Source organism: Pseudomonas sp. FW300-N1A1 (assembly GCF_058789115.1).
On record NZ_JBYTBK010000017.1, the window covers coordinates 87,578 to 109,879 of the forward strand.

The 22,302-nt window shown below is 60.3% G+C and carries 20 protein-coding genes; 17 read left to right on the forward strand and 3 right to left on the reverse strand.

Going from position 1 to position 22,302, the window contains the following annotated elements:
* The first annotated feature begins 1 nt into the window (after window position 1).
* The gene (locus AC3WQN_RS14110; RefSeq protein WP_103401151.1) at window positions 2–769 is read left to right on the forward strand and encodes a TerB family tellurite resistance protein; all 768 of its coding nucleotides are present in this window, start codon (window positions 2–4) and stop codon (window positions 767–769) included.
* Between the two features lie 43 nt (window positions 770–812).
* Here AC3WQN_RS14110 and AC3WQN_RS14115 read toward each other — a convergent pair whose 3' ends face one another.
* Window positions 813–1,796 (reverse strand): alpha/beta hydrolase family protein, encoded by a 984-nt coding sequence (locus AC3WQN_RS14115; RefSeq protein WP_103401152.1) that lies wholly within the window; start codon window positions 1,794–1,796, stop codon window positions 813–815.
* Window positions 1,797–1,870: 74 nt separating this feature from the next.
* On the opposite strand from AC3WQN_RS14115, the gene AC3WQN_RS14120 reads away from it, so the two are divergent.
* The 10 genes from AC3WQN_RS14120 to trpE all read left to right on the forward strand — a co-directional run bounded on the left by AC3WQN_RS14120 (window position 1,871) and on the right by trpE (window position 14,089).
* A complete protein-coding gene (locus AC3WQN_RS14120) occupies window positions 1,871–4,267 on the forward strand; it encodes a PAS domain-containing sensor histidine kinase (RefSeq protein WP_103401153.1) in 2,397 nt (798 codons plus the stop codon).
* Between the two features lie 23 nt (window positions 4,268–4,290).
* The gene (locus tag AC3WQN_RS14125; protein WP_008051638.1) at window positions 4,291–4,920 is read left to right on the forward strand and encodes a response regulator; all 630 of its coding nucleotides are present in this window, start codon (window positions 4,291–4,293) and stop codon (window positions 4,918–4,920) included.
* 272 nt (window positions 4,921–5,192) lie between these two features.
* Window positions 5,193–6,317: an ABC transporter ATP-binding protein gene (locus tag AC3WQN_RS14130; RefSeq protein WP_103401154.1), complete on the forward strand. Its 1,125-nt coding sequence runs from the start codon at window positions 5,193–5,195 to the stop codon at window positions 6,315–6,317.
* Window positions 6,318–6,360: 43 nt separating this feature from the next.
* Window positions 6,361–7,404, forward strand: coding sequence for an ABC transporter substrate-binding protein (locus AC3WQN_RS14135; RefSeq protein ID WP_103401155.1), 1,044 nt, complete (start codon window positions 6,361–6,363; stop codon window positions 7,402–7,404).
* 126 nt (window positions 7,405–7,530) lie between these two features.
* Entirely contained in the window at window positions 7,531–8,778 is a 1,248-nt protein-coding gene (locus tag AC3WQN_RS14140; protein ID WP_095147239.1) for an ABC transporter permease, read from the forward strand.
* A 13-nt stretch (window positions 8,779–8,791) separates the two neighbouring features.
* Complete coding sequence (locus AC3WQN_RS14145; RefSeq protein ID WP_095147238.1) at window positions 8,792–9,616, forward strand: ABC transporter permease; 825 nt, start codon at window positions 8,792–8,794, stop codon at window positions 9,614–9,616.
* 202 nt (window positions 9,617–9,818) lie between these two features.
* Entirely contained in the window at window positions 9,819–10,967 is a 1,149-nt protein-coding gene (locus AC3WQN_RS14150) for an iron-containing alcohol dehydrogenase (RefSeq protein ID WP_103401156.1), read from the forward strand.
* Between the two features lie 80 nt (window positions 10,968–11,047).
* Window positions 11,048–11,722 carry a ribulose-phosphate 3-epimerase gene (gene rpe / locus AC3WQN_RS14155; RefSeq protein WP_095082952.1) on the forward strand — a complete coding sequence of 225 codons (675 nt, stop codon included), beginning with the start codon at window positions 11,048–11,050 and terminating at the stop codon, window positions 11,720–11,722.
* Window positions 11,719–12,537 (forward strand): phosphoglycolate phosphatase, encoded by an 819-nt coding sequence (locus tag AC3WQN_RS14160; protein WP_095147236.1) that lies wholly within the window; start codon window positions 11,719–11,721, stop codon window positions 12,535–12,537. Before rpe ends, AC3WQN_RS14160 begins: the two co-directional genes overlap by 4 nt.
* 70 nt (window positions 12,538–12,607) lie before the next feature.
* A complete protein-coding gene (gene trpE, locus AC3WQN_RS14165; protein ID WP_103401157.1) occupies window positions 12,608–14,089 on the forward strand; it encodes an anthranilate synthase component I in 1,482 nt (493 codons plus the stop codon).
* A 177-nt stretch (window positions 14,090–14,266) separates the two neighbouring features.
* Here the strand turns inward: trpE and estP are convergent, their stop codons facing one another.
* Window positions 14,267–16,177 (reverse strand): esterase EstP, encoded by a 1,911-nt coding sequence (gene estP / locus AC3WQN_RS14170; RefSeq protein ID WP_103401158.1) that lies wholly within the window; start codon window positions 16,175–16,177, stop codon window positions 14,267–14,269.
* Window positions 16,178–16,571: 394 nt separating this feature from the next.
* Between estP and AC3WQN_RS14175 the strand changes: the two genes are divergently transcribed.
* From AC3WQN_RS14175 to AC3WQN_RS14190, 4 genes are all read left to right on the forward strand, one after another.
* Window positions 16,572–17,165: an aminodeoxychorismate/anthranilate synthase component II gene (locus tag AC3WQN_RS14175; RefSeq protein WP_095082960.1), complete on the forward strand. Its 594-nt coding sequence runs from the start codon at window positions 16,572–16,574 to the stop codon at window positions 17,163–17,165.
* 9 nt (window positions 17,166–17,174) lie between these two features.
* Window positions 17,175–18,224, forward strand: a complete 1,050-nt coding sequence (gene trpD, locus AC3WQN_RS14180; protein WP_103401159.1) for an anthranilate phosphoribosyltransferase — start codon at window positions 17,175–17,177, stop codon at window positions 18,222–18,224.
* Window positions 18,221–19,057 (forward strand): indole-3-glycerol phosphate synthase TrpC, encoded by an 837-nt coding sequence (trpC, locus tag AC3WQN_RS14185; RefSeq protein WP_103401160.1) that lies wholly within the window; start codon window positions 18,221–18,223, stop codon window positions 19,055–19,057. Before trpD ends, trpC begins: the two co-directional genes overlap by 4 nt.
* Window positions 19,058–19,124: 67 nt before the next feature.
* Window positions 19,125–19,826: a lipoate--protein ligase family protein gene (locus AC3WQN_RS14190; RefSeq protein WP_095147230.1), complete on the forward strand. Its 702-nt coding sequence runs from the start codon at window positions 19,125–19,127 to the stop codon at window positions 19,824–19,826.
* On the opposite strand, the gene crp is transcribed toward AC3WQN_RS14190, so the two are convergent.
* Window positions 19,823–20,467, reverse strand: coding sequence for a cAMP-activated global transcriptional regulator CRP (crp, locus tag AC3WQN_RS14195; protein WP_103401161.1), 645 nt, complete (start codon window positions 20,465–20,467; stop codon window positions 19,823–19,825). The genes AC3WQN_RS14190 and crp overlap by 4 nt on opposite strands.
* Window positions 20,468–20,703: 236 nt before the next feature.
* On the opposite strand from crp, the gene AC3WQN_RS14200 reads away from it, so the two are divergent.
* Both AC3WQN_RS14200 and speD read left to right on the forward strand, forming a co-directional pair.
* Window positions 20,704–21,126 carry an OsmC family protein gene (locus AC3WQN_RS14200; RefSeq protein ID WP_005792019.1) on the forward strand — a complete coding sequence of 141 codons (423 nt, stop codon included), beginning with the start codon at window positions 20,704–20,706 and terminating at the stop codon, window positions 21,124–21,126.
* 238 nt (window positions 21,127–21,364) lie between these two features.
* Complete coding sequence (gene speD / locus AC3WQN_RS14205) at window positions 21,365–22,159, forward strand: adenosylmethionine decarboxylase (RefSeq protein WP_095147229.1); 795 nt, start codon at window positions 21,365–21,367, stop codon at window positions 22,157–22,159.
* Window positions 22,160–22,302 lie beyond the last annotated feature (143 nt).

Below are 22,302 nucleotides of genomic sequence, written 5' to 3' on the forward strand. Positions count from 1 at the left end.
GATGCTGTGGCCAGGGACTCTGATCGGAGCCGGGGCTGGCTTTGCCATAGCCAGTATCCCGGGGGCCATGCTCGGGGCTTTGTTGGGACAGGCGCTGGACCGGCGCCTGCAACTGCAAAGCCTGGGGCAGTTACGTGAGCAACTGGGCGGTCGCCCGATGTTGCGTAACGATGAACTGCTGTTTGTGTTGCTCGGGCGTCTGGCCAAGAGTGACGGTCGGGTGGTGGATAGCCATATCTACCAGGCGCGTCAGGAAATGCGGGCACTGGAAATGAACGATTTTGCGCAGCAACGGGCGATCGCCGCGTTCAATCGGGGCAAGTCCGGGCATGATCGCTTGCGCGGTTATTTGCGGCGGCTGCGGGCCCAGCCTCATGCGGCAGAGGGGGTCTTGCGCGCGTGCTGGCGAATGGTCTGGGCGGACGGGCGAGCCGGAACCGCCGAGCGCGACCTGATTGCATTGTGGGGTAAATGGCTGGGCTGCACGCCTGGACAGGTGCGGGCGCTGGCCAGTGACTACGAGCCGCACAAGCGAGCGCGGCCCAACAGTGGCGAGGCGTATCAGGAGGCGATGCGCCTGCTGGGGGTGTCTGTCACCAGTGAGCCATCACAGATCAAGCGTGCGTATCGTCGCCTGCTCAGTCGCCACCATCCGGATAAAATCGCCGGCAGTGGCGCGACGCCGTCTCAGGTTCGCGAGGCGACAGAAAAGACCCGGGAGTTGCACAACGCTTACACGTTGATTCGTCAGCGGCGAGACTTCCGTTAATCGAGCGGCCTGAAGGTCGACCGGTGGTGAGGTCCGGGCTCGATCAGCTTTGTGCACTCTGTGGACTCAACCAGCCACGCACGCGGCGGAACAGTTGCTCCTGCTGGGCCGCACTGTTCCCCGGCAGTGTCTTGAGGGGGATTTGCCTGAAGGTTGACTCTTTCAGGCGCCTGCTCGCCTTCAAACGCTCCTGGGCCGCGTTCTGATCGGTCACTTTGTCCTTGTAGTAGAGGTCCAGCGTTGCCAGCTTCAGCTGGGTCGTCAGTTCGCTCAAGTCGGGCCGCGGAGCAGGTGCCCGGGCCGCAATCATCACCAACTTATCAATCTGTGCCGGTTGTCTTTCGCTCAGGTAGCGTGCGGCCCAGTAGGCCCCAGTGCCGTGGCCTAGCAAGACAATGCTGCGCACACTCTGTTGCTCGGCGAAGTCAATCGCGGCATCGATGCGTGCGTAGATCCGCTCGGCATCGGCCTTGAGTCGCTCTTCACCGGTTTCGGCGATCGGGCGATCGGCAATGTCCCCTTCGCCTCCTGCCACTTGTTCGATGGGCGCCGCCGTACTGGCGTCCTTGCTCTGCGTCTCGGCGGCGGGTGGTGGGGCCTCGACGATACGTGGCTGTGGGGCATTGCTTTGCAGGTCTGGCAGGGTAAGACTCAGGCTGCCCCAGTCGGCATCGGGCAACTTTTGCCGCAAAGGACCGATTGCTTGAGGCCAGTCAGCCGTTTCACCAGCGCCCGGGAGGATAATCACGGCACCCTTGGGGTCACTGGTGTTGGCCGGTTTCCAGAGTGCCAGAAAGGTCTCGCTGCCCGCCTGCAACCGTTGTTGCTCCTGGGCGGGGACCGTGCGCTCGAGAGCGGCAGCGTCTTCTTGGCTACGCTCAGGCAGTGGCTGGCGCTCCAGGGTTTTTTCTTCGGCTGTTTTTTCAGGTGTCGCGGGCGCCGGGTCGGCAGCCTGAACTGAAAAGGCACAAGGCAGTATCAGCGACAGGCACAATGCTGGCAGTGCCGAGCGGTAGACAGGGGGCATCGGATATTCCAGGCCAGAAGTAATCCCGGCAGCCTAATGGGTTGGTCAGTATTTGTCAGTGTGTGAGACTTCGGATGATGCGTTTTCGCTGCCTGTTGGTTATCGGCTGTTGTTGGCTTCCCTTGATGGCGTGGGCGATCGCCGTACCACCTGCGCGCGTCGTACCGCTGAGCAGTGACCAGCGTCAATGGCTGGCGCAGCACGGCGAGTTGCGTGTGGGGGTGGTCCTGCAAGCGCCTTATGCCCAGTACGACCGGCGCTTGCAGCGTTTGTCCGGGGCCAATATCGAGTTGATGCAGTGGTTGGCCGGCGCACTGAACGTCGAGCTGACCTGGCGTCATTTTTCCGATCTGACGCAACTGGAGGCCGCGGCGCGCGAAGGTGAGGTCGACGTCGCCCCTGGCCTGACGCAAACCCCTGCAGGCTTGCGGCTGTGGCAATTCACCGACCCCTACATGCGTGTGCCGCAACTGGTGGTGGGCGAGCAGAAAACCGCAGGGGCGGTGGAGCTGGAAAAACTCGACAGTCAATCGCGGGTCGCGGTGCGAATGCCGAGTGCAATCGCCGATTATTTGCGCAGCAATTACGCCAATCTCAACCTGCAAGGCGTACCGCTGGAGCGTCAGGCCCTGCAGTTGCTGCTGACTCAGCAGGCGCGCTATGCCATCGTCGATGAGGCCCAACTGAGTCGGTTGTCTGCCGAACCTGAGTTTGCCGGGTTGGTCGTGGTTGGCGATATCGGGCTGCCGCAGTTGTTGAGGGTCGCGACGCGTCGCGATTGGCCGGAGTTGGCCGGCATTGTCGAAAGTGCGTTGCATGCGATACCGGCCAAGGATCTGGAGCAACTGCACGCACGCTGGCTACAACCCAAGTACCCGCAGTTGTCGGAGTCACCGGGGTTCTGGCAAAACCTCTGCCTGCTGCTGGTGGTGATGGTGCTCGGTGCCATGGCCATCGTGATCTGGCAGCGTCGTCAGCAACACCTGTTGGAGCAGCGCTTGCTGGCCGCTAGGGAGAACATTGCACGGCGCGAAGCCAGCGAAGAAGCGTTGCGCCTGACCCAGTTTTCAATCGATCAAAGTACCGTCGGAATCCTTTGGGTCAATTGGGACAGTCATGTGCGTTACGCCAACCGTGCCGCCGAGAACATGCTTGGTTATGCACCGGGCGGCGTTATCGATCGGCCGCTGATCGACTTTGAACCCGGCCTGCACATGGATCGTTGGTTGAACCTCTGGAAGCGTGCCCGGGCCAGTGAAGAGGGGGCACAAAGTTTCGAAACCAACTGCGTGCGCGCCGATGGCAGTATTTTGCCGGCCGACGTGTCGTTGAGTTTCCTGCGCTTTCGCGACAGCGAATACCTGGTGGTTTACCTCAATGATGTCACCGAGCGGCGTCGGGCCTTGGCCGCCTTGCGAGAAAGCGAGGCACGGTTGCAGGGGATCGCCGCCAACGTTCCCGGGCTGGTGTTTCGGCTGGAGCGGGCGCCAGTGACCGGGCAAATCGACTTTGCCTACATCAGCGAAGGCAGCGAAAGCCTGGTGGGGTACTCGCCCGCGACCTTGAGCCATCGCGACATGGGCCTGCGCAGCCTGGTGCATCCGGATGACAAGGCCAGTTATCACCAGACCCAGGACCACGCCCTGGACACCGACAGCGACTGGTCGTGGCAGGGGCGAATCGTCACCCGCCAGGGCCAGCAGCGCTGGGCGGAAATCAAAGCCATCACCCGCCGCCTCGACGACGGTGCCTTTGTCTGGGACGGCATTGTCTGGGACATCAGCGAGAGCAAGCGCATCGAACTGGAGCTGGCCAGTTCGCGGGAGCAATTGCGTGAGCTGTCGGCGCACCTGGAAAGTGTTCGCGAAGAGGAAAAAGCGCGGATTGCTCGCGAGGTTCACGATGAGCTGGGGCAGATGCTGACCGTGCTCAAGCTGGAAACATCGATGTGTGAACTGGCCTACGCCGATCTGGATCCGGGCTTGGGGGAGCGCCTCAATAGCATGAAGCGCCTGATCGCCCAGCTGTTCCAGTTGGTGCGCGACGTCGCCACGGCATTGCGTCCGCCGATTCTCGACGCCGGGATCGCTTCGGCGATCGAGTGGCAGGCTCGGCGCTTCGAAGCGCGCACGCATATACCGTGCCTGGTGCAGGTACCGGATAATCTGCCGAGCCTCAGCGATGCCAAGGCCATTGGCCTGTTCCGGATACTGCAGGAAGCACTGACCAATGTCATGCGCCATGCTCAGGCGCATACTGTAGAGCTGACGCTGGTGCTGGAAGACGACGAGTTATGCCTGACGATCAGCGATGATGGTATAGGTTTTGTCGCCCCTACGGGCAGGTCAACGTCTTTTGGGTTGGTAGGCATGCGTGAGCGGGTGTTGATCATGGGAGGGCAGTTGATCCTGGACAGCGAGCCGGGTGAAGGCACAACCCTCAAGGTCCGCGTACCGTTGCTTGAAGCCTGACGCTGTTTTTTCTGGAGAAATCTGTGATCCGTGTACTGGTAGCCGAAGACCACACCATCGTCCGTGAGGGCATCAAGCAGTTGATCGGCCTGGCCAAGGACTTGCTTGTGGTGGGGGAGGCGAGTAATGGCGAGCAACTGCTGGATACCTTGCGTCACGTTCCCTGCGAAGTGGTGCTGCTCGATATCTCCATGCCAGGCGTCAATGGGCTGGAGGCCATCCCGCGGATTCGCGCGCTGAACAATCCACCGGCCATTCTGGTGCTGTCGATGCATGACGAGGCGCAAATGGCTGCCCGGGCATTGAAGGTGGGGGCTGCCGGCTATGCCACCAAGGACAGCGACCCGGCGCTGCTATTGACCGCTATCCGCAAGGTGGCGTCGGGGGGGCGTTACATTGATCCGGAACTGGCGGACCGCATGGTCTTCGAGGTCGGCCTGACGGATTCGCGGCCGTTGCATTCGCTGCTGTCAGAGCGTGAGTTCTCGGTGTTCGAGCGCCTGGCGCAGGGGGCCAACGTCAACGATATCGCCCAGCAACTGGCGTTGAGCAGCAAGACCATCAGTACCCACAAGGCGCGGCTGATGCAGAAACTCAACATCACCTCCCTGGCGGAACTGGTGAAGTACGCGATGGAACATAAACTCCTCTGACACAACCGCTCCACGGGTTCTCCGATGTGGGAGCAGCGTGACATATCCATTTACGACAGCTGGCGATATCGCGGCTGCCCATTCTTGCGGCTTGTAGCTGACAGCCGGCCTCTGCGTTTGTCAAAACGCGCCATCCTTGTAGGGCAATCCCTACCCCCAGCCTTCCATCCGGCTGAGGCGATTCTCTCCTGCGCCCCGATTTGCGTGGTCTTAAGGCTCCACTAGGCTTAGTCCTCAGCAGTCCTACATATAAAGAATACAAAGGTGCGGGTATGAGCGAGGTTGATTCAAGCGCTGGGGCGAATGATGTACTGGTCAGCTTTCGTGGCGTGCAAAAGAGCTACGACGGCGAGAACCTGATCGTCAAAGACCTCAACCTGGACATTCGCAAAGGCGAATTCCTCACCTTGCTCGGGCCGTCCGGCTCCGGCAAGACCACCAGTCTGATGATGCTCGCCGGCTTTGAAACGCCGACGGCGGGCGAGATCCTGCTGGCCGGCCGTTCGATCAACAACGTGCCGCCGCACAAGCGCGACATCGGCATGGTGTTCCAGAACTACGCATTGTTCCCGCACATGACGGTGGCCGAGAACCTGGCGTTCCCGCTGACCGTTCGCGGGTTGAACAAAAGCGACGTCAGCGACCGGGTCAAGCGCGTACTGGGCATGGTTCAACTCGATAAGTTCGCCCAGCGTTATCCGGCGCAGCTCTCCGGTGGCCAGCAACAGCGTGTGGCCCTGGCCCGGGCGTTGGTGTTCGAGCCGCAACTGGTGCTGATGGATGAACCGCTGGGGGCACTGGACAAACAACTGCGTGAACACATGCAGATGGAAATCAAACACCTGCACCAGCGCCTCGGCGTGACGGTGGTCTATGTGACCCACGACCAGGGCGAAGCCCTGACCATGTCGGACCGCGTCGCGGTATTCCACCAAGGCGAAATCCAGCAGATCGCCCCACCGCGCATGTTGTATGAAGAGCCGAAGAATACCTTTGTCGCCAACTTCATCGGTGAGAACAATCGTCTCAACGGCCGTCTGCACAGCCAGAACGGCGACCGCTGCGTGGTCGAGCTGGGGCGTGGTGAGAAAGTGGAAGCGCTGGCGGTGAATGTCGGCAAGACCGGCGAGCCGGTGACCTTGTCCATTCGTCCGGAGCGCGTGAGCCTCAACGGCTCCAGTGAGTCATGCGTCAACCGCTTCTCCGGGCGGGTGGCGGAATTCATCTATCTGGGCGACCACGTCCGGGTACGCCTGGAAGTCTGTGGCAAGACCGACTTCTTCGTGAAACAGCCCATCGCCGAGCTGGATCCGGCGCTGGCCGTTGGAGACGTGGTTCCGCTTGGCTGGCAGGTCGAGCACGTTCGTGCGCTTGACCCACTTCTAGAGGCGAACTGATCGCCCCCTGCTTCACCAACCCTGCACGTGGAGAGAACAATAAATGTCGAAATCCCTGAAATTCACCGCCCTGGTCGTGGGCATGCTGGGTGCGGCGCACGCGATGGCGGCGGGCCCGGACCTGACCGTGGTGTCGTTTGGTGGCGCGAACAAGGCGGCACAGGCCAAGGCCTTCTATGCACCTTGGGAAGCCGCGGGCCATGGCAAGATCATCGCCGGTGAGTACAACGGTGAAATGGCCAAGGTCAAAGCCATGGTCGACACCAAGAGCGTGTCCTGGGACCTGGTAGAAGTCGAGTCGCCTGAGCTGTCCCGTGGTTGTGACGAAGACATGTTCGAGCAACTGGACCCTGCGCTATTCGGCAAGACCGAAGACTACGTCAAGGGCGCGATCCAGCCATGTGGCGTGGGCTTCTTTGTGTGGTCGACCGTGCTGGCCTACAACGCCGACAAGCTGAAAACCGCACCGACCAGTTGGGTCGATTTCTGGGACACCAAGAACTTCCCGGGCAAGCGTGGGCTGCGTAAAGGGGCCAAGTACACCCTGGAATTCGCCTTGATGGCCGACGGTGTTGCACCGAAGGACGTCTACAAAGTGCTGGCCGGCAAGGACGGTCAGGACCGCGCCTTCAAGAAGCTCGATGAGCTCAAGCCAAGCATTCAGTGGTGGGAAGCCGGCGCGCAACCGCCGCAGTACCTGGCTTCCGGTGACGTGGTCATGAGCTCGGCCTACAACGGTCGAATCGCTGCCGTGCAGAAAGAAAGCAACCTGAAAGTGGTATGGAACGGCGGCATCTACGACTTTGACGCCTGGGCCATTCCAAAAGGCCTGGACAAAACCCGCGCCGAAGCCGCGAAGAAATTCATCGCTTTCTCGGTGCAGCCGCAGCAGCAGAAGACCTACTCGGAAAACATCGCTTACGGCCCGGCCAATACCCAAGCCGTACCGCTGTTGGCTCAGGACGTCCTGAAAGACATGCCGACCACTCCGGAAAACATCGCCAATCAGGTGCAGATCGACGTCAGCTTCTGGGCTGACAACGGTGAGCAACTGGAGCAGCGCTTCAACTCGTGGGCTGCGAAGTAACCACCACCCTGTGCAGGTGGGCTCGCCCACCTGCGGGGGTGAGCTTTTGTGGCGCGCGAGCAAGCTCGCTCGCCACAAAAGCTCGCTCCCACATTAACGATTGATCCAAGAATTTCGGAGTTCGCCATGGCCATCGCCGTTCCCTTGAACGAGGGCACCCAAAGCACCTTGAAGCAGCGCCTGGCGCGTGCCGAGCGGGTCAACCGCTGGAAGGCGCAAGCCCTGATCGCCCCCCTGGTGCTGTTTCTGTTGCTGGTGTTCCTGGTGCCGATCGTGGCGCTGCTCTACAAAAGTGTCGGTAACCCGGAAGTGGTCGGTGGCATGCCGCGTACTGTGGCCGCCATTGCGTCCTGGGATGGCCGAGGCCTGCCGGCGGATCCGGTCTACAAGGCCGCCAGCGAAGACCTGGCTGAAGCCCGCAAGCATCAAACCCTGGGCGATCTGTCCAAGCGACTGAACATGGAGTTGGCCGGCTATCGCAGCCTGCTGACCAAAACCGCCCGCGCGCTGCCGTTCAAGACCGAGCCGGCTTCTTATAAGGAAGCGCTCGAAGCCCTGGATGAGCGTTGGGGGGATCCGGCCTACTGGCAGGCCGTCCGTCGCAACACCAGCAGCATCACCCCTTATTACCTGTTGGCGGCAGTCGACCATCGGATCGACGATCTGGGCGAAATCGCTCCGGCAACTCCCGATCAAGCCATTTACCTCGATATCTTTGCCCGAACCTTCTGGATGGGCCTGGTCATCACCGCGATCTGCCTGGTGCTGGCCTATCCCCTGGCCTACTTGCTGGCCAACCTGCCGTCACGGCAAAGCAACCTGCTGATGATTCTGGTCCTGCTACCGTTCTGGACCTCGATTCTGGTGCGAGTGGCGGCGTGGATTGTCTTGCTGCAGTCCGGTGGCCTGATCAACAGCGCCTTGATGGCCATGGGCATCATCGATAAACCGCTGGAACTGGTATTCAACCGCGTCGGGGTTTACATCTCGATGGTGCACATCCTGTTGCCGTTCATGATTCTGCCGATCTACAGCGTGATGAAGGGGATCTCGCCGACCTACATGCGTGCGGCGATTTCCCTGGGTTGCCATCCGTTCGCCAGCTTCTGGCGGGTGTACTTCCCGCAGACCTATGCCGGTGTCGGTGCCGGTTGCCTGTTGGTGTTCATCCTGGCGATTGGTTACTACATCACCCCGGCGCTGCTGGGCAGTCCGAACGATCAGATGGTCAGCTACTTCGTCGCGTTCTACACCAACACCAGCATCAACTGGGGCATGGCGACCGCGCTCGGTGGGCTGCTGTTACTGGCCACGGTGGTGCTCTATCTGATTTACAGCTGGCTGGTAGGCGCGAGCCGCCTGCGCCTGAGCTAAGGGGAGAATCGAAATGCTGAGTCCGTATATGTCGCCCGTCGAGCGGGTGTGGTTCTACAGCTTGCGCATTCTCTGCGGGCTGATCCTGTTGTTCCTGATTCTGCCGGTACTGGTCATCATCCCGTTGTCGTTCAACTCGGGGAGTTTCCTGGTGTACCCGCTGCAAGGTTTCTCGTTGCATTGGTATCAGGACTTCTTCGCCTCCGCCGAATGGATGCGGGCGTTGAAGAACAGCATCATCGTTGCTCCGGCGGCCACCGTTCTGGCGATGGTCTTCGGTACGCTGGCGGCGATCGGCCTGACCCGTGGTGACTTCCCCGGCAAGGCGCTGGTGATGGCGCTGGTGATTTCGCCCATGGTGGTGCCGGTGGTGATCATCGGTGTGGCGAGCTACCTGTTCTTCGCTCCACTGGGCCTGGGCAACAGCTTCTTCTCGCTGATCGTGGTGCATGCGGTGCTGGGTGTACCGTTTGTGATCATCACAGTGTCGGCCACCTTGCAGGGGTTTAACCACAACCTGGTGCGTGCAGCGGCCAGCCTGGGAGCTTCGCCACTGACGGCATTCCGTCGAGTAACCTTGCCGCTGATCGCGCCTGGCGTGATTTCCGGCGCTCTGTTTGCCTTCGCCACCTCGTTCGATGAAGTGGTGGTGACGCTGTTCCTCGCCGGCCCCGAGCAAGCGACCTTGCCACGGCAGATGTTCAGCGGCATCCGTGAAAACCTCAGCCCGACCATCGCCGCCGCCGCGACGCTGCTGATCGCTTTCTCGGTGATCCTGTTGCTGACCCTGGAGTGGTTGCGTGGGCGTAGCGAGAAATTGCGTACGGCCCAGGCCTGACGGATTGCTTTGTGGCGAGGGAGCTTGCTCCCGTTCGACTGCGCAGCAGGCGCTCTCTTAGGGCTGCTTCGCAGCCCAGCGGGAGCAAGCTCCCTCGCCACGGGTAGCAGGGCATCCGCCCATTCATTGGCTGAATAACAGACAAACCCGAATCCATAGCTACTATTGTGCCCAGCTCCCCTATCTATAAGAGGCTGCGCACATGAGTCTTTCCTCTTTCAAAATCGCTCACAAATTGCTCACCGGCACGAGCGCCATCGAGCAACTGGCCGCTGAGCTGACCCGCCTGGATGTCGATCACCCATTGATTGTTACCGATGCGGCACTGGTCAAATCCGGTACGGTCGAGCTGGCGTTGGCCCAATTGGGTGGGCGTACCTTCGAAATTTTCGACCGGGTGCTACCCGACCCGGAAATCGCCATCGTCGAAGACTGCATGCGCGTCTATCGCGAAGGCGGGCATGACGGCCTGATCGGCCTGGGTGGCGGCAGTGCCATCGACATCGCCAAAAGCGTGGCGGCCTACGCCGGTTATCACGGGGCGCTTGAGGATCTGTTCGGTGTCGACCAGGTGCCACGCAAGGGTCCACCGCTGATCGCCATCCCGACCACCGCCGGTACCGGATCGGAAGTCACCAATGTGGCGATCCTGTCCGACAAGGTGGCGCAACTCAAAAAAGGCATCGTCAGCGATTACCTGTTGCCCGATGTGGCCCTGGTCAGCCCGCAAATGACCCTGACCTGCCCGCGCAGCGTGACCGCCGCCAGTGGTGTTGATGCGTTGGTGCACGCGGTGGAGTCCTATCTGTCGGTCAACGCATCGCCCATTACCGACGCCTTGGCCATTGGCGCAATCAGGTTGATCGCCAATGCGTTGCCCAAGGCCTATGCCAACCCCTCGAACCTGCAGGCCCGTGAGGACATGGCTACCGCCAGCCTGATGGCCGGCATGGCCTTCGGCAACGCGGGTGTCGGCGCGGTGCATGCCCTGGCGTATCCGCTGGGTGGGCGTTTCAACATTGCCCACGGTGTGAGCAATGCCCTGTTGCTGCCCCATGTCATGACCTGGAACAAGATGGCCTGTGTGGAACGTATGCAGGACATCGCCGAGGCATTTGGCGTGAAGACGGCGCACTTGAGTGTGCAGGAAGCGGCGGACCAGGCGGTTGAGGCCATGGCGCGACTCTGTGCCGCAGTGGAGATCCCTCAAGGCTTGCGCAGTTTCGGGGTGCCGGAGGACGCGATCCCGGCGATGGCCGTGGAGGCCGCGGGAATCGAGCGATTGATGCGCAACAATCCGCGCCAGTTGAGCGTTGTTGATATCGAGAAGATTTACCGGGCTGCCTACTGATCATTGCACTCACGGTGTGCGCGTCAAAGCATGAGGTATACAATGCGCGCCATCGTGATCCTGCTCAAAAAAGGTGCGTCATGCAGCCCTTCGCAATTGCTCCGTCGATTCTCTCCGCCGACTTCGCCCGCCTGGGTGAAGAAGTGGACAACGTTCTGGCCGCGGGTGCCGACATCGTTCACTTCGATGTCATGGACAACCACTATGTGCCAAACCTGACTATCGGGCCGATGGTCTGTTCGGCTTTGCGCAAGTATGGCGTGACCGCGCCGATCGACGCGCACCTGATGGTCTCCCCGGTAGACCGCATCATCGGTGACTTCATCGAAGCCGGCGCGACCTACATCACCTTCCACCCGGACGCCTCGACCCACGTCGACCGTTCCCTGCAAATGATCCGCGAAGGCGGTTGCAAGGCGGGCCTGGTGTTCAACCCGGCGACCCCGCTGGACGTGCTCAAGTACGTGATGGACAAGGTCGACATGATCCTGCTGATGAGCGTCAACCCAGGCTTCGGCGGGCAGACGTTCATTCCGGCGACCCTCGACAAGCTGCGCGAAGCCCGTGCACTGATCGACGCGTCGGGCCGTGATATCCGCCTGGAAATCGATGGTGGCGTGAACGTGAACAACATTCGCGAAATCGCTGCGGCGGGCGCCGACACCTTCGTGGCCGGTTCTGCGATCTTCAACGCGCCGAACTACCAGGAAGTGATTGAGAAGATGCGCTCCGAACTGGCCCTGGCTCGCCCATGAGCGGGTTTGAGCAGCTGTTCCCGGGGCGCCTGCCGCGGTTGGTGATGTTCGATCTGGATGGCACTTTGATCGATTCCGTCCCGGACCTGGCAGTGGCTGTGGATAACATGCTGCTCAAACTGGGGCGTGAACCGGCCGGTCTGGCCGCGGTGCGCGAGTGGGTTGGCAACGGTGCGCCGGTGCTGGTGCGGCGCGCGCTGGCGGGTAGTATCGACCACAGCCGCGTCGATGATGGCGAGGCCGAGCACGCCCTGGCGATTTTCATGGAGGCCTACGCGGACGGCCATGAGTTGACGGTGGTCTACCCCGGCGTACGCGACACCCTGAAGTGGTTATACAAACAGGGCGTCGAGATGGCGTTGATCACCAACAAGCCGGAGCGCTTTGTCGCGCCACTGCTGGACCAGATGAAAATCGGCCGCTACTTCAAGTGGATCATTGGCGGTGACACCCTGCCGCAGAAAAAACCCGATCCGGCCGCGCTGTTTTTCGTGATGAAAATGGCCAACGTCCCGGCCTCGCAATCCTTGTTCATCGGTGACTCGCGCAGCGACGTGCAGGCGGCCAAGGCGGCGGGCGTGCAGTGTGTGGCGTTGAGCTACGGCTATAACCATGGCCGGCCGATTGCCGAAGAATCGCCGGCACTGGTGATCGACGATCTGCGCACGCTAATTCCCGGTTGCCTGGACCCGGCCGCTGAGATAACGTTGCCCGACGCTGTTCAATCCCCTCCTGGAAATTCCATCGTGGTGGTCACTCGCAAACTCTGGATGAAAGTCATCAAGGCTCTGGCCCGCTGGCGTTGGCGCGCCTGACGTGATCCTGGCCGGCTATCCGGCGCGTTTGCACACCTGACTGTTTGACCCTCACGCCACGAGGCACCTCATGATCCGCGAAGAATTCCTGCGTTTGGCCGCTGCCGGCTACAACCGTATCCCGCTGGCCTGCGAAACCCTTGCCGACTTCGATACACCACTGTCGATCTACCTGAAACTGGCCGATCAGCCCAACTCCTACCTGCTGGAATCGGTACAGGGCGGAGAGAAATGGGGCCGTTACTCGATCATCGGCCTGCCGTGTCGCACGGTGCTGCGGGTGCATGATCACCATGTCAGCGTGACCGTTGATGGCGTTGAGGTGGAAAGCCACGATGTCGAAGACCCGCTGGCGTTCGTCGAAGCGTTCAAAGCCCGTTACAACGTGCCGACCATCGCCGGTCTGCCGCGATTCAACGGTGGTCTGGTGGGCTACTTCGGTTACGACTGCGTGCGTTACGTGGAGAAGCGCCTGGGCAAGTGCCCGAACCCGGATCCGCTGGGGGTGCCGGATATTCTGCTGATGGTGTCCGACGCAGTGGTGGTGTTCGACAACCTTGCCGGCAAGATGCACGCGATCGTGCTGGCGGATCCTTCGCAGGAAAGCGCCTTTGAGCAAGGCCAGGCGCGTCTTGAGGAGTTGCTGGAAAAACTCCGTCAACCGATTACCCCGCGCCGTGGCCTGGATTTCAGCCAGCAGCAGGCGGCGGACCCGGTGTTCCGCTCCAGCTTCACCCAGGATGATTACGAGCGTGCGGTGGACACCATCAAGGAGTACATCCTCGCCGGTGACTGTATGCAAGTGGTGCCGTCGCAACGGATGTCCATCGACTTCAAGGCCGCGCCGATCGATCTGTACCGTGCGCTGCGCTGCTTCAACCCGACGCCTTATATGTACTTCTTCAACTTCGGCGACTTCCACGTCGTTGGCAGTTCACCGGAAGTGCTGGTGCGGGTCGAAGACAACCTGATCACCGTGCGCCCGATTGCTGGCACTCGCCCACGGGGCGCCAACGAGGAGGCGGATCAGGCGCTGGAAGAAGACCTGCTGTCGGATGACAAGGAAATCGCCGAGCACTTGATGCTGATTGACCTGGGCCGCAACGACACCGGTCGCGTCTCGGAAATCGGCTCGGTGAAACTCACCGAGAAAATGGTGATCGAGCGTTATTCCAACGTGATGCACATCGTGTCCAACGTCACCGGGCAACTGAAAGCCGGCTTGACGGCAATGGACGCGCTGCGGGCGATTCTGCCGGCTGGCACGCTGTCGGGCGCACCGAAGATTCGGGCGATGGAAATCATCGACGAACTGGAACCGGTCAAGCGGGGTGTCTACGGTGGTGCGGTGGGCTATTTCGCCTGGAACGGCAACATGGATACTGCCATTGCCATTCGTACCGCCGTGATCAAGAACGGCGAGCTTCATGTGCAAGCGGGAGGCGGCATCGTTGCCGACTCTGTGCCTGCGCTGGAATGGGAAGAGACCCTGAACAAGCGCCGCGCGATGTTCCGCGCAGTGGCCCTGGCCGAACAAACACCGCAAGGCTGATCCTGCGGTAAGAGAGCTTGTTGTGGCGAGCGAGCTTGCTCGCGCTCGGCTGCGAAGCAGTCGCCACGATGGGCCTGCTTTGCAGGTCAGCGGGAGCAAGCGCCCTCGCCACAAAAGCTGTGACCATAAAAAAACGCTGCCCCCGCGAGGAGGCAGCGTTTTTTATTGCCCGTCGCTTCAGAAGTCCAGTGCGAGCCCTACATTGATGGCTTGCTGGGTGAAGTCGTCATCCTTGCGGATGTTGTAGCCGGCACGCAACGCCAGGTCGGCGGTCAGTTTGTGGCTGACGCCCAGGTTCAGGCGGTTGGTATGGGACTGCGGGGTATAGCCTTCCAGGGTGTAATGGTTGTCCGGGAGGCTGTTGAGGTTCATGGTCACGTCCTGGGTGTCGTCTTCATACTCGCGTTCGTTGGCGTACTCGCCGTACACCTGGGTTTTCGGGGTGAACTGATACTTGCCTTGCAGGCCGATACCCAGGCGTCTTGAGTTACGCTTCTGGTCGTCGTAGGTCAGGGCCGTGGCGTCGTTACCGTCCTCCGAGTAGCCATCGACTTCGACCTTGGCAAAGTCCGCGCTGACGAACGGCGACAGGTGCCAAGGGCTGCTTGCCTGTTGCGCGATGTCGTAACCGATTCGGCCGCTGGCAGCCAGCACGGTACCGCTGGTATCGCCTTTTTCGCCTCGCTGGTTGGCGCCCAGGTCGAACTTGCGTTTGAGGCTGTCATAGTCCAGATGCCCAGCAGTCAGGGCGCCGTCGGCCCACCAGCGGTTTTGCTGGTACTGGGCGAATGCGGTGCCCATGTAGGTGTTGAGCTTGTAGTCCGAATCGTTGTTGCCGGCCTCCAGGTCCTGGCGATAGAAGCCGGCCGCGACACCTACGCGCCACGCGTCGTTAAGGCGATAGCTGCCACCGATGTTCAGGTTGTAGCCGTTGCCGTCACCACTGGCGGCGCTGTTCTGATCGTCAAAATCCAGGTGCTGGCCACCGCCGGCGACGATGGCTCGCCATTGGCCGACACCCTGCCAGTTTTCCCAGTCCGCCTGCCATTGGTTACGCAATTCATCCTGATGCGCGCGCAGTGTCCCGTGGGCCATTTCTGGCAGCAGTGTCAGTTCCCAGGGGGCCGCCAGCAGGGAGTAGGCATAGTCGGCAATCAGGCGCTGTCCGGCTTCGGTCGGGTGCACCGAGTCGTTGTAGATCAGCTTGCTGGGATCGGGGGTGGCACTGTTGATGCCGTATGTGGCGTTTTCCGTGCAGCCGATGCCGCTGAAGCAGGTGGCAGTGAGGTTCTGGTCAGTGGCCAGGCCGAACTGCGCCGGATCGGCAAAGGCCTCATTGAGCAGCACTGGAATATTGAGGGGAATGACCTCGGCGTCGACAGTTTGCAGTTGCCGTACCAGTTCGCTGTTGAACTGGGCGCTGAGCTGGGAGGTAAAGGCCTGCAGCGGACTGCCGTTGATGGCCGGCGTCAGGCCGATGTCTGGCAGCAACCAGACCATGATGTACTTGGCGCCTGCACCTTGCAGGGTTTGCACGCTGTCGACCAGTCGATCGGCGGCGGCACTGGCCTGTACTGGATTGAGTACCCGGCCTTGAAGGAAATCGTTACCGCCACCGGAGAGGTAGTAGAGCGCGTTCGGGTCGGCGCGAAAGCCGTTGGTCGGTAGATAGCCAGGCTTGGTGCGCTCGCCGGCGCTTGATGTGCTGGTGATCGAGTCAAGGATCTGGTCGGTACGGTAGCCGCCAACGGCCCAGTTGTTGCCGTCTGGCAGGCCCTGGCTGGCACGGGTGGCCGAGGTCGAGGCCGCCGTGTCGTCGGCGGAAAACCCCAGTTTGCCCCCCAGCAACTGTGTCGAGTTGGCGGAGCGCTCTTCCCCGGTGCCGTCCTTGTAAGTCGGGCCTGTGCGGTTGGTGAAGCGCTGTGTCGCGCCTGCCGGGCCGCCCGAGTCGGCAAATTGCCCCGCGTCGTTGAGGCTGTCGCCAAATACAATGAAGTTCGAGAAAGGGGTTGGGGCGGCATTCGCCTGGGCGCAGGCCATTGCAAGAAGACAACCCGCCAGCGGTACAAACAGCGTCTGTTTGATCATGATCAAGTCCGTTTATTTATTGTTGTATTGAACGAAACGACAGTACCAAAAACTTTTGCGCTTTTGCTATGGCCAAAGGCCGCATCCGTTGCGTGCGCTGCGCCATATTGCACCCTCTGCTCAGCTAAGTTACTGTGCTGGAACGTATGAATGAGACCTTCCCCGTGTTGATCGTCAGCAAACTCCTGGATCAAGTCGTCAAGGCACACGCCCGTTGGCGTTGGCGCGCCTGAACTTTCTCTGCCGGCCTGGCCGGACCTGTACCGTTTTGCCTTCTTTACCCGTATGAACGACCGCTTTTGCTGAATGCCAGCAACTGACCGTGTGTAGCGTGACTGCGGGTCAATCATTCGAAGGCTGTCTTAAAAGTCAGTGAATTCAAGAGGTTCCAGCCATGTTGCTGATGATTGATAACTACGACTCCTTTACCTACAACGTTGTGCAATACCTTGGCGAGCTAGGCGCCGAGGTCAAGGTCGTGCGCAACGACGAGCTCACCATTGCCCAGATCGAAGCGCTCAAGCCGGAGCGTATCGTGGTATCCCCTGGCCCATGCACCCCGACCGAAGCCGGCGTGTCGATCGAAGCCATCAAGTATTTCGCCGGCAAGCTGCCAATCCTCGGTGTCTGCCTGGGGCATCAGTCCATCGGCCAGGCGTTTGGTGGAGACGTGGTACGGGCCCGCCAAGTGATGCACGGTAAGACTAGTCCGGTATTCCACGAGGACAAGGGTGTGTTCGCGGGGCTTAACCGTCCGCTGACCGTTACCCGTTATCATTCGTTGATTGTCAAACGCGAAACCCTGCCCGATTGCCTGGAGCTGACCGCCTGGACCCAGTTCGAAGATGGCTCGGTCGATGAAATCATGGGCCTGCGCCACAAGACCTTGAACATCGAAGGGGTGCAATTTCACCCTGAGTCGATTCTCACCGAGCAAGGGCATGAACTGTTTGCCAATTTCCTCAAACAAACCGGCGGCACGCGCTAAGGACTTTCCATGGATATCAAGACTGCCCTGAGCCGTATCGTCGGCCATCTGGACCTGAGCACTGAGGAAATGCGCGATGTGATGCGCGAAATCATGACCGGGCAATGCTCGGATGCGCAGATTGGCGCGTTCATGATGGCCATGCGGATGAAAAGCGAGAGCATCGACGAGATCGTCGGTGCGGTATCGGTCATGCGCGAACTGGCAGACAAGGTCGAGCTGAAAACCCTCGACGGCGTTGTCGACGTAGTGGGCACTGGCGGCGACGGTGCGAACATCTTCAACGTTTCGACCGCCTCCTCCTTTGTGGTGGCCGCAGCCGGTTGCACCGTCGCCAAGCACGGTAACCGTGCAGTTTCTGGCAAGAGCGGCAGCGCCGACCTGCTGGAAGCAGCCGGGATCTACCTGAACCTGACGCCTGTGCAAGTGGCACGCTGCATCGACAACGTTGGTATTGGTTTTATGTTTGCCCAATCCCATCACAGTGCGATGAAATACGCCGCAGGTCCACGCCGCGATCTGGGTCTGCGCACACTGTTCAACATGCTCGGCCCGCTTACGAATCCGGCCGGTGTAAAGCATCAGGTCGTGGGTGTGTTCAGTCAGGCGTTGTGCCGGCCGTTGGCCGAGGTCTTGCAACGCCTGGGCAGCAAACATGTGCTGGTGGTGCACTCGAAGGACGGCCTGGACGAGTTCAGCCTGGCAGCCCCGACCTTTGTCGCGGAACTGAAAGACGACCGGATCAGCGAGTACTGGGTCGAACCAGAGGATTTGGGCATGAAGAGCCAGAGCCTGCACGGCCTGGCGGTGGAAAGCCCGGCAGCCTCGCTGGAACTGATCCGCGATGCGCTGGGGCGCCGCAAAACCGAGAATGGACAGAAAGCCGCAGAAATGATCGTGCTCAATGCCGGTGCCGCCCTGTACGCGGCTGATCATGCGAGTAGCCTGAGAGAGGGCGTGGCCCTGGCTCACGACGCTCTGCATACGGGCCTTGCACGAGAAAAGCTTGAAGAATTGGGTGCGTTTACCGCGGTATTCAGAATGGAGAATGAGGCATGAGTATACCGACGGTGCTGGAAAAGATTCTTGCCCGCAAAGTTGAGGAAGTGGCCGAGCGCATTGCGCGCGTGACACTGGCCGAGGTCGAAGTGCTGGCCAAGGCCGCGGATGCGCCTCGTGGTTTTGCCCAGGCATTGCTGGCCCAGGCCAGGCTCAAGCAACCAGCGGTGATTGCCGAAATCAAGAAGGCTTCACCCAGCAAGGGCGTGATTCGCGAGAATTTCGTACCGGCAGAAATTGCCCGCAGCTATGAGAAGGGCGGCGCGACCTGCTTGTCGGTGCTCACCGATATCGACTACTTCCAGGGCGCGGACATCTACCTGCAACAGGCTCGCGCCGCGTGCACGCTGCCGGTCATCCGCAAGGACTTCATGATCGATCCGTACCAGATCGTTGAAGCCCGCGCACTGGGCGCCGATTGCGTGCTGTTGATCGTTGCCGCGCTGGACGACGTGAAAATGGCCGAGCTCGCCTCTGTCGCCAAAGGTGTGGGGCTCGACGTGCTGGTGGAAGTTCACGACGGTGATGAGCTGGAGCGGGCATTGAAAGTGCTCGATACACCGCTGGTCGGGGTGAACAACCGCAACCTGCACACCTTTGACGTCAGTCTGGAAACCACCCTTGACCTGTTGCCGCGCATCCCGCGTGATCGCCTGGTCATCACCGAAAGTGGCATCCTCAACCGCGCCGATGTCGAGCTGATGGAAATCAGCGAGGTGTACTCGTTCCTGGTGGGCGAAGCCTTCATGCGCGCCGAGAATCCGGGCGCTGAACTGCAGCGCTTGTTCTTTCCGGAGCGTGGCGTGCCCGTCAGCGGCTCTACACTCGACTGAACCTGACTCAATCAAGAAGCCGGCGATGCCGGCTTTTTTGTAGCCACAGACAAGGATTCTCACTGCCATGACTCAACCCATTGCCTTGACCGTCGAAGCCGGCCTGCAAGCTGAGCAGGACCTGTTGGCGACGGTGTGTGCCGGCGCCCAGGAGTTCGGCTTGTTGTTTTGGCAGCCGAGTGATCGTGCGCTGGTCATGCCCAGGCGCTTGAGTCGCTTGCCGGGGTTCGACGTGGCATGCCAGGCGTCGGCGGCGAATGGCTGGCCGGTGCTGCTGCGCGAAACCGGTGGTGAACCGGTGCCACAGTCGGCGGCGACCATCAACATCGCACTGGTCTACGCGCCGCCGCGCAGTGAAGGGGATCATGGGCGTATCGAAACGGCTTATCGGCGGTTGTGCGATCCGATTTGCCAGTTGCTGACGGAATTGGGTGGCCATGCATCGCTGGGTGAAGTCGAGGGCGCTTTCTGTGACGGGCGTTTCAACGTCAATCTCGACGGGCGCAAGATGGTTGGCACGGCTCAGCGCTGGCGCCAGAGCAAGGGCGGGCAACGTCCGGTCGGGTTGGTGCATGGGGCGTTGTTGCTGGACGACGAACGCGAGTCGATGGTGGCGGCGGTAAACCGCTTCAACGAAGTCTGCGGCCTGGAGCAGCGGGTGCGAGCGCAGAGTCACATCGCCCTGCACGAACACTTCGCCGCGCCCCATGCGGTCGAGCGCCTGGACAGTCTGTACCGGGAGATGCTGGCCGAAATGCTACCCGCTTAACGGGTGCCGAACACGACCATGGTTTTACCTTTGACGTCGACCAGGTTGCGCTCTTCCAGGTCCTTGAGCACGCGCCCGACCATTTCCCGCGAGCAACCGACGATGCGCCCGATTTCCTGGCGGGTGACTTTGATCTGCATACCGTCAGGGTGGGTCATGGCGTCGGGTTGTTTGCACAACTCCAGCAGGCAACGGGCAACCCGGCCCGTGACGTCGAAGAACGCCAGGTCGCCGACCTTGCGGGTGGTATTGCGCAGGCGTTGGGCAATCTGACCGCTGAGCACGTACAGAATGTCCGGATCTTGCTGGGACAACTCGCGGAATTTGCAGTAGCTGATCTCGGCCACTTCGCACTCGACCTTGACGCGAACCCAGGCGCTGCGTTCCTGCTCATGGCCTGCTTGCTCGAACAGCCCCAGTTCCCCGAAGAAGTCCCCTGCGTTGAGGTAGGCGATGATCATTTCCCGCCCATCATCATCCTCGATCAGGATGGTCACTGAACCCTTGATGATGAAGAACAAGGTGTCGGAACGATCGCCGGCGCAAATGATGTTGCTCTTGGCCTGGTAGCGACGGCGCTGGCAATGCATCAACAGTTTGTCGAGGTTCTTGATTTTGGGTGTTGGGGTAACAGCAACCATGGTTGTATCCCGAAAAGACTTCACGGTGTGGTGTGTTTTTTTTATGTGCCGCGGATGACGATCGCTCAAAGGCGGGTCGGGCGTCAGTGATTTGGCGCCAGCTTACCAGACGCATTCCGTCGTTATTCGAGAATTTATCAATCACGATGGCGTCGTGCAGGCGCTCAAGCCGGCGGCTGCCAATCGAAGGCCCTGTGCTAAGCTGGCGACCCTTTTTTTACAGTGGAGTCTGGGCGATGAAGGCACGCATCCAATGGGCTGGCGAAGCCATGTTCCTCGGTGAATCCGGCAGCGGTCACGTGGTGGTCATGGACGGTCCGCCCGAGGCCGGTGGTCGTAACCTGGGCGTTCGGCCGATGGAAATGCTCCTGCTCGGTGTTGGTGGTTGCAGCAATTTCGACGTGGTCAGCATTCTGAAAAAGTCTCGCCAGGCCGTGGAAAGTTGCGAGGCGTTCCTGGAAGCCGAGCGCGCGACTGAAGATCCGAAAGTCTTCACCAAGATCCACATGCATTTCGTGGTCAAGGGCCGGGCGCTGAAAGAAGCCCAGGTCAAGCGCGCTATCGAGCTGTCGGCCGAGAAGTATTGCTCGGCCTCGATCATGCTCGGTGCGGCCGGCGTTGCCATCACCCACGACTACGAAATCATCGAGTTGGGTTGAATCGACATTCAACTATCATAAAAGCAGTGCAGACTCTGGCGATCACTGGCCCAGGTCTGCATAATGCGCCACTTTTTTCAGGGCAGTGATCGGTCGGTCGACAGGTCACCCACCCGAACAGACAACCAAAATCGCCATCGCGAAGAGGTGTTAACCGTCCTACGCAGGTGCGTTGTTCGCATCTGACGGGCATGCTTGATCACGCGGCCGGGCCGCATACACAGAGAGTTTTTAAACGGTGAAAAGCAAACTCAAGCTCCATGGGTTCAATAACCTGACAAAGACCTTGAGCTTCAACATCTATGACATCTGCTACGCGGAAACCCCGCAAGACCAGCAGGCGTATGTCGAATACATCAACCAGATGTACGACGCCGAACGTCTCACGCAGATCCTCACGGAAGTTGTCGATATCATTGGTGCCAACATCCTGAACATCGCCCGTCAGGATTACGATCCCCAAGGCGCCAGCGTGACCATTCTGATCTCCGAGGAACCGGTGACGCCCACCGAGAGCCAGATCGAAGAGTCGCCGGGTCCGATACCCGAAATCATCCTGGCCCACCTCGACAAGAGCCACATCACGGTGCACACCTACCCGGAAATCCATCCGGTGGACGGTATTGCAACTTTCCGTGTGGATATCGACGTGTCGACGTGCGGGGTCATTTCACCGCTTAAGGCGCTCAACTTCCTGATTCACCAGTTCGAGTCGGATATCGTCACCGTGGATTACCGCGTTCGTGGCTTTACCCGTGATGTCGAAGGCAAGAAGCACTTCATCGATCACGAGATCAACTCGATCCAGAACTACCTTTCCGACGATACCCGCGACGGTTACCAGATGACCGACGTGAACGTGTATCAGGAAAACATGTTCCACACCAAGATGCTGCTCAAGGACTTCGAACTGGATAACTACCTGTTCGGCGACGCTACCAGCAACCTGTCGACGGAACAGCGTGCCCAGGTGACCGAGCGTGTGAAACACGAAATGCTCGAGATCTTCTACGCGCGCAACATGCCGAGCTGATTCTTGAAGTAGAGAAGGCTTGAGCAAAAAGAAAGGGCGCTGAATCGGCGCCCTTTTTTGTGCCCGTGTCCCGTCCTGAATAAGGTTTACACCTTCTGACCGATTCTCAGGAGGGCGTAATGAATACGGGAAAAAGGCGCAGT

Coding starts and splice junctions, on each gene's coding strand:
- AC3WQN_RS14160 (WP_095147236.1), top strand. CDS start 11,719: ATGAGCGGGTTTGAGCAGCTGTTCCCGGGGCGCCTGCCGCGGTTGGTG.
- trpD (WP_103401159.1), top strand. CDS start 17,175: ATGGATATCAAGACTGCCCTGAGCCGTATCGTCGGCCATCTGGACCTG.
- AC3WQN_RS14110 (WP_103401151.1), top strand. CDS start 2: ATGCTGTGGCCAGGGACTCTGATCGGAGCCGGGGCTGGCTTTGCCATA.
- estP (WP_103401158.1), bottom strand. CDS start 16,177: ATGATCAAACAGACGCTGTTTGTACCGCTGGCGGGTTGTCTTCTTGCA.
- crp (WP_103401161.1), bottom strand. CDS start 20,467: ATGGTTGCTGTTACCCCAACACCCAAAATCAAGAACCTCGACAAACTG.
- AC3WQN_RS14130 (WP_103401154.1), top strand. CDS start 5,193: ATGAGCGAGGTTGATTCAAGCGCTGGGGCGAATGATGTACTGGTCAGC.
- AC3WQN_RS14175 (WP_095082960.1), top strand. CDS start 16,572: ATGTTGCTGATGATTGATAACTACGACTCCTTTACCTACAACGTTGTG.
- trpC (WP_103401160.1), top strand. CDS start 18,221: ATGAGTATACCGACGGTGCTGGAAAAGATTCTTGCCCGCAAAGTTGAG.
- AC3WQN_RS14140 (WP_095147239.1), top strand. CDS start 7,531: ATGGCCATCGCCGTTCCCTTGAACGAGGGCACCCAAAGCACCTTGAAG.
- AC3WQN_RS14115 (WP_103401152.1), bottom strand. CDS start 1,796: ATGCCCCCTGTCTACCGCTCGGCACTGCCAGCATTGTGCCTGTCGCTG.
- AC3WQN_RS14135 (WP_103401155.1), top strand. CDS start 6,361: ATGTCGAAATCCCTGAAATTCACCGCCCTGGTCGTGGGCATGCTGGGT.
- trpE (WP_103401157.1), top strand. CDS start 12,608: ATGATCCGCGAAGAATTCCTGCGTTTGGCCGCTGCCGGCTACAACCGT.
- AC3WQN_RS14145 (WP_095147238.1), top strand. CDS start 8,792: ATGCTGAGTCCGTATATGTCGCCCGTCGAGCGGGTGTGGTTCTACAGC.
- AC3WQN_RS14150 (WP_103401156.1), top strand. CDS start 9,819: ATGAGTCTTTCCTCTTTCAAAATCGCTCACAAATTGCTCACCGGCACG.
- AC3WQN_RS14190 (WP_095147230.1), top strand. CDS start 19,125: ATGACTCAACCCATTGCCTTGACCGTCGAAGCCGGCCTGCAAGCTGAG.
- AC3WQN_RS14120 (WP_103401153.1), top strand. CDS start 1,871: ATGATGCGTTTTCGCTGCCTGTTGGTTATCGGCTGTTGTTGGCTTCCC.
- rpe (WP_095082952.1), top strand. CDS start 11,048: ATGCAGCCCTTCGCAATTGCTCCGTCGATTCTCTCCGCCGACTTCGCC.
- AC3WQN_RS14200 (WP_005792019.1), top strand. CDS start 20,704: ATGAAGGCACGCATCCAATGGGCTGGCGAAGCCATGTTCCTCGGTGAA.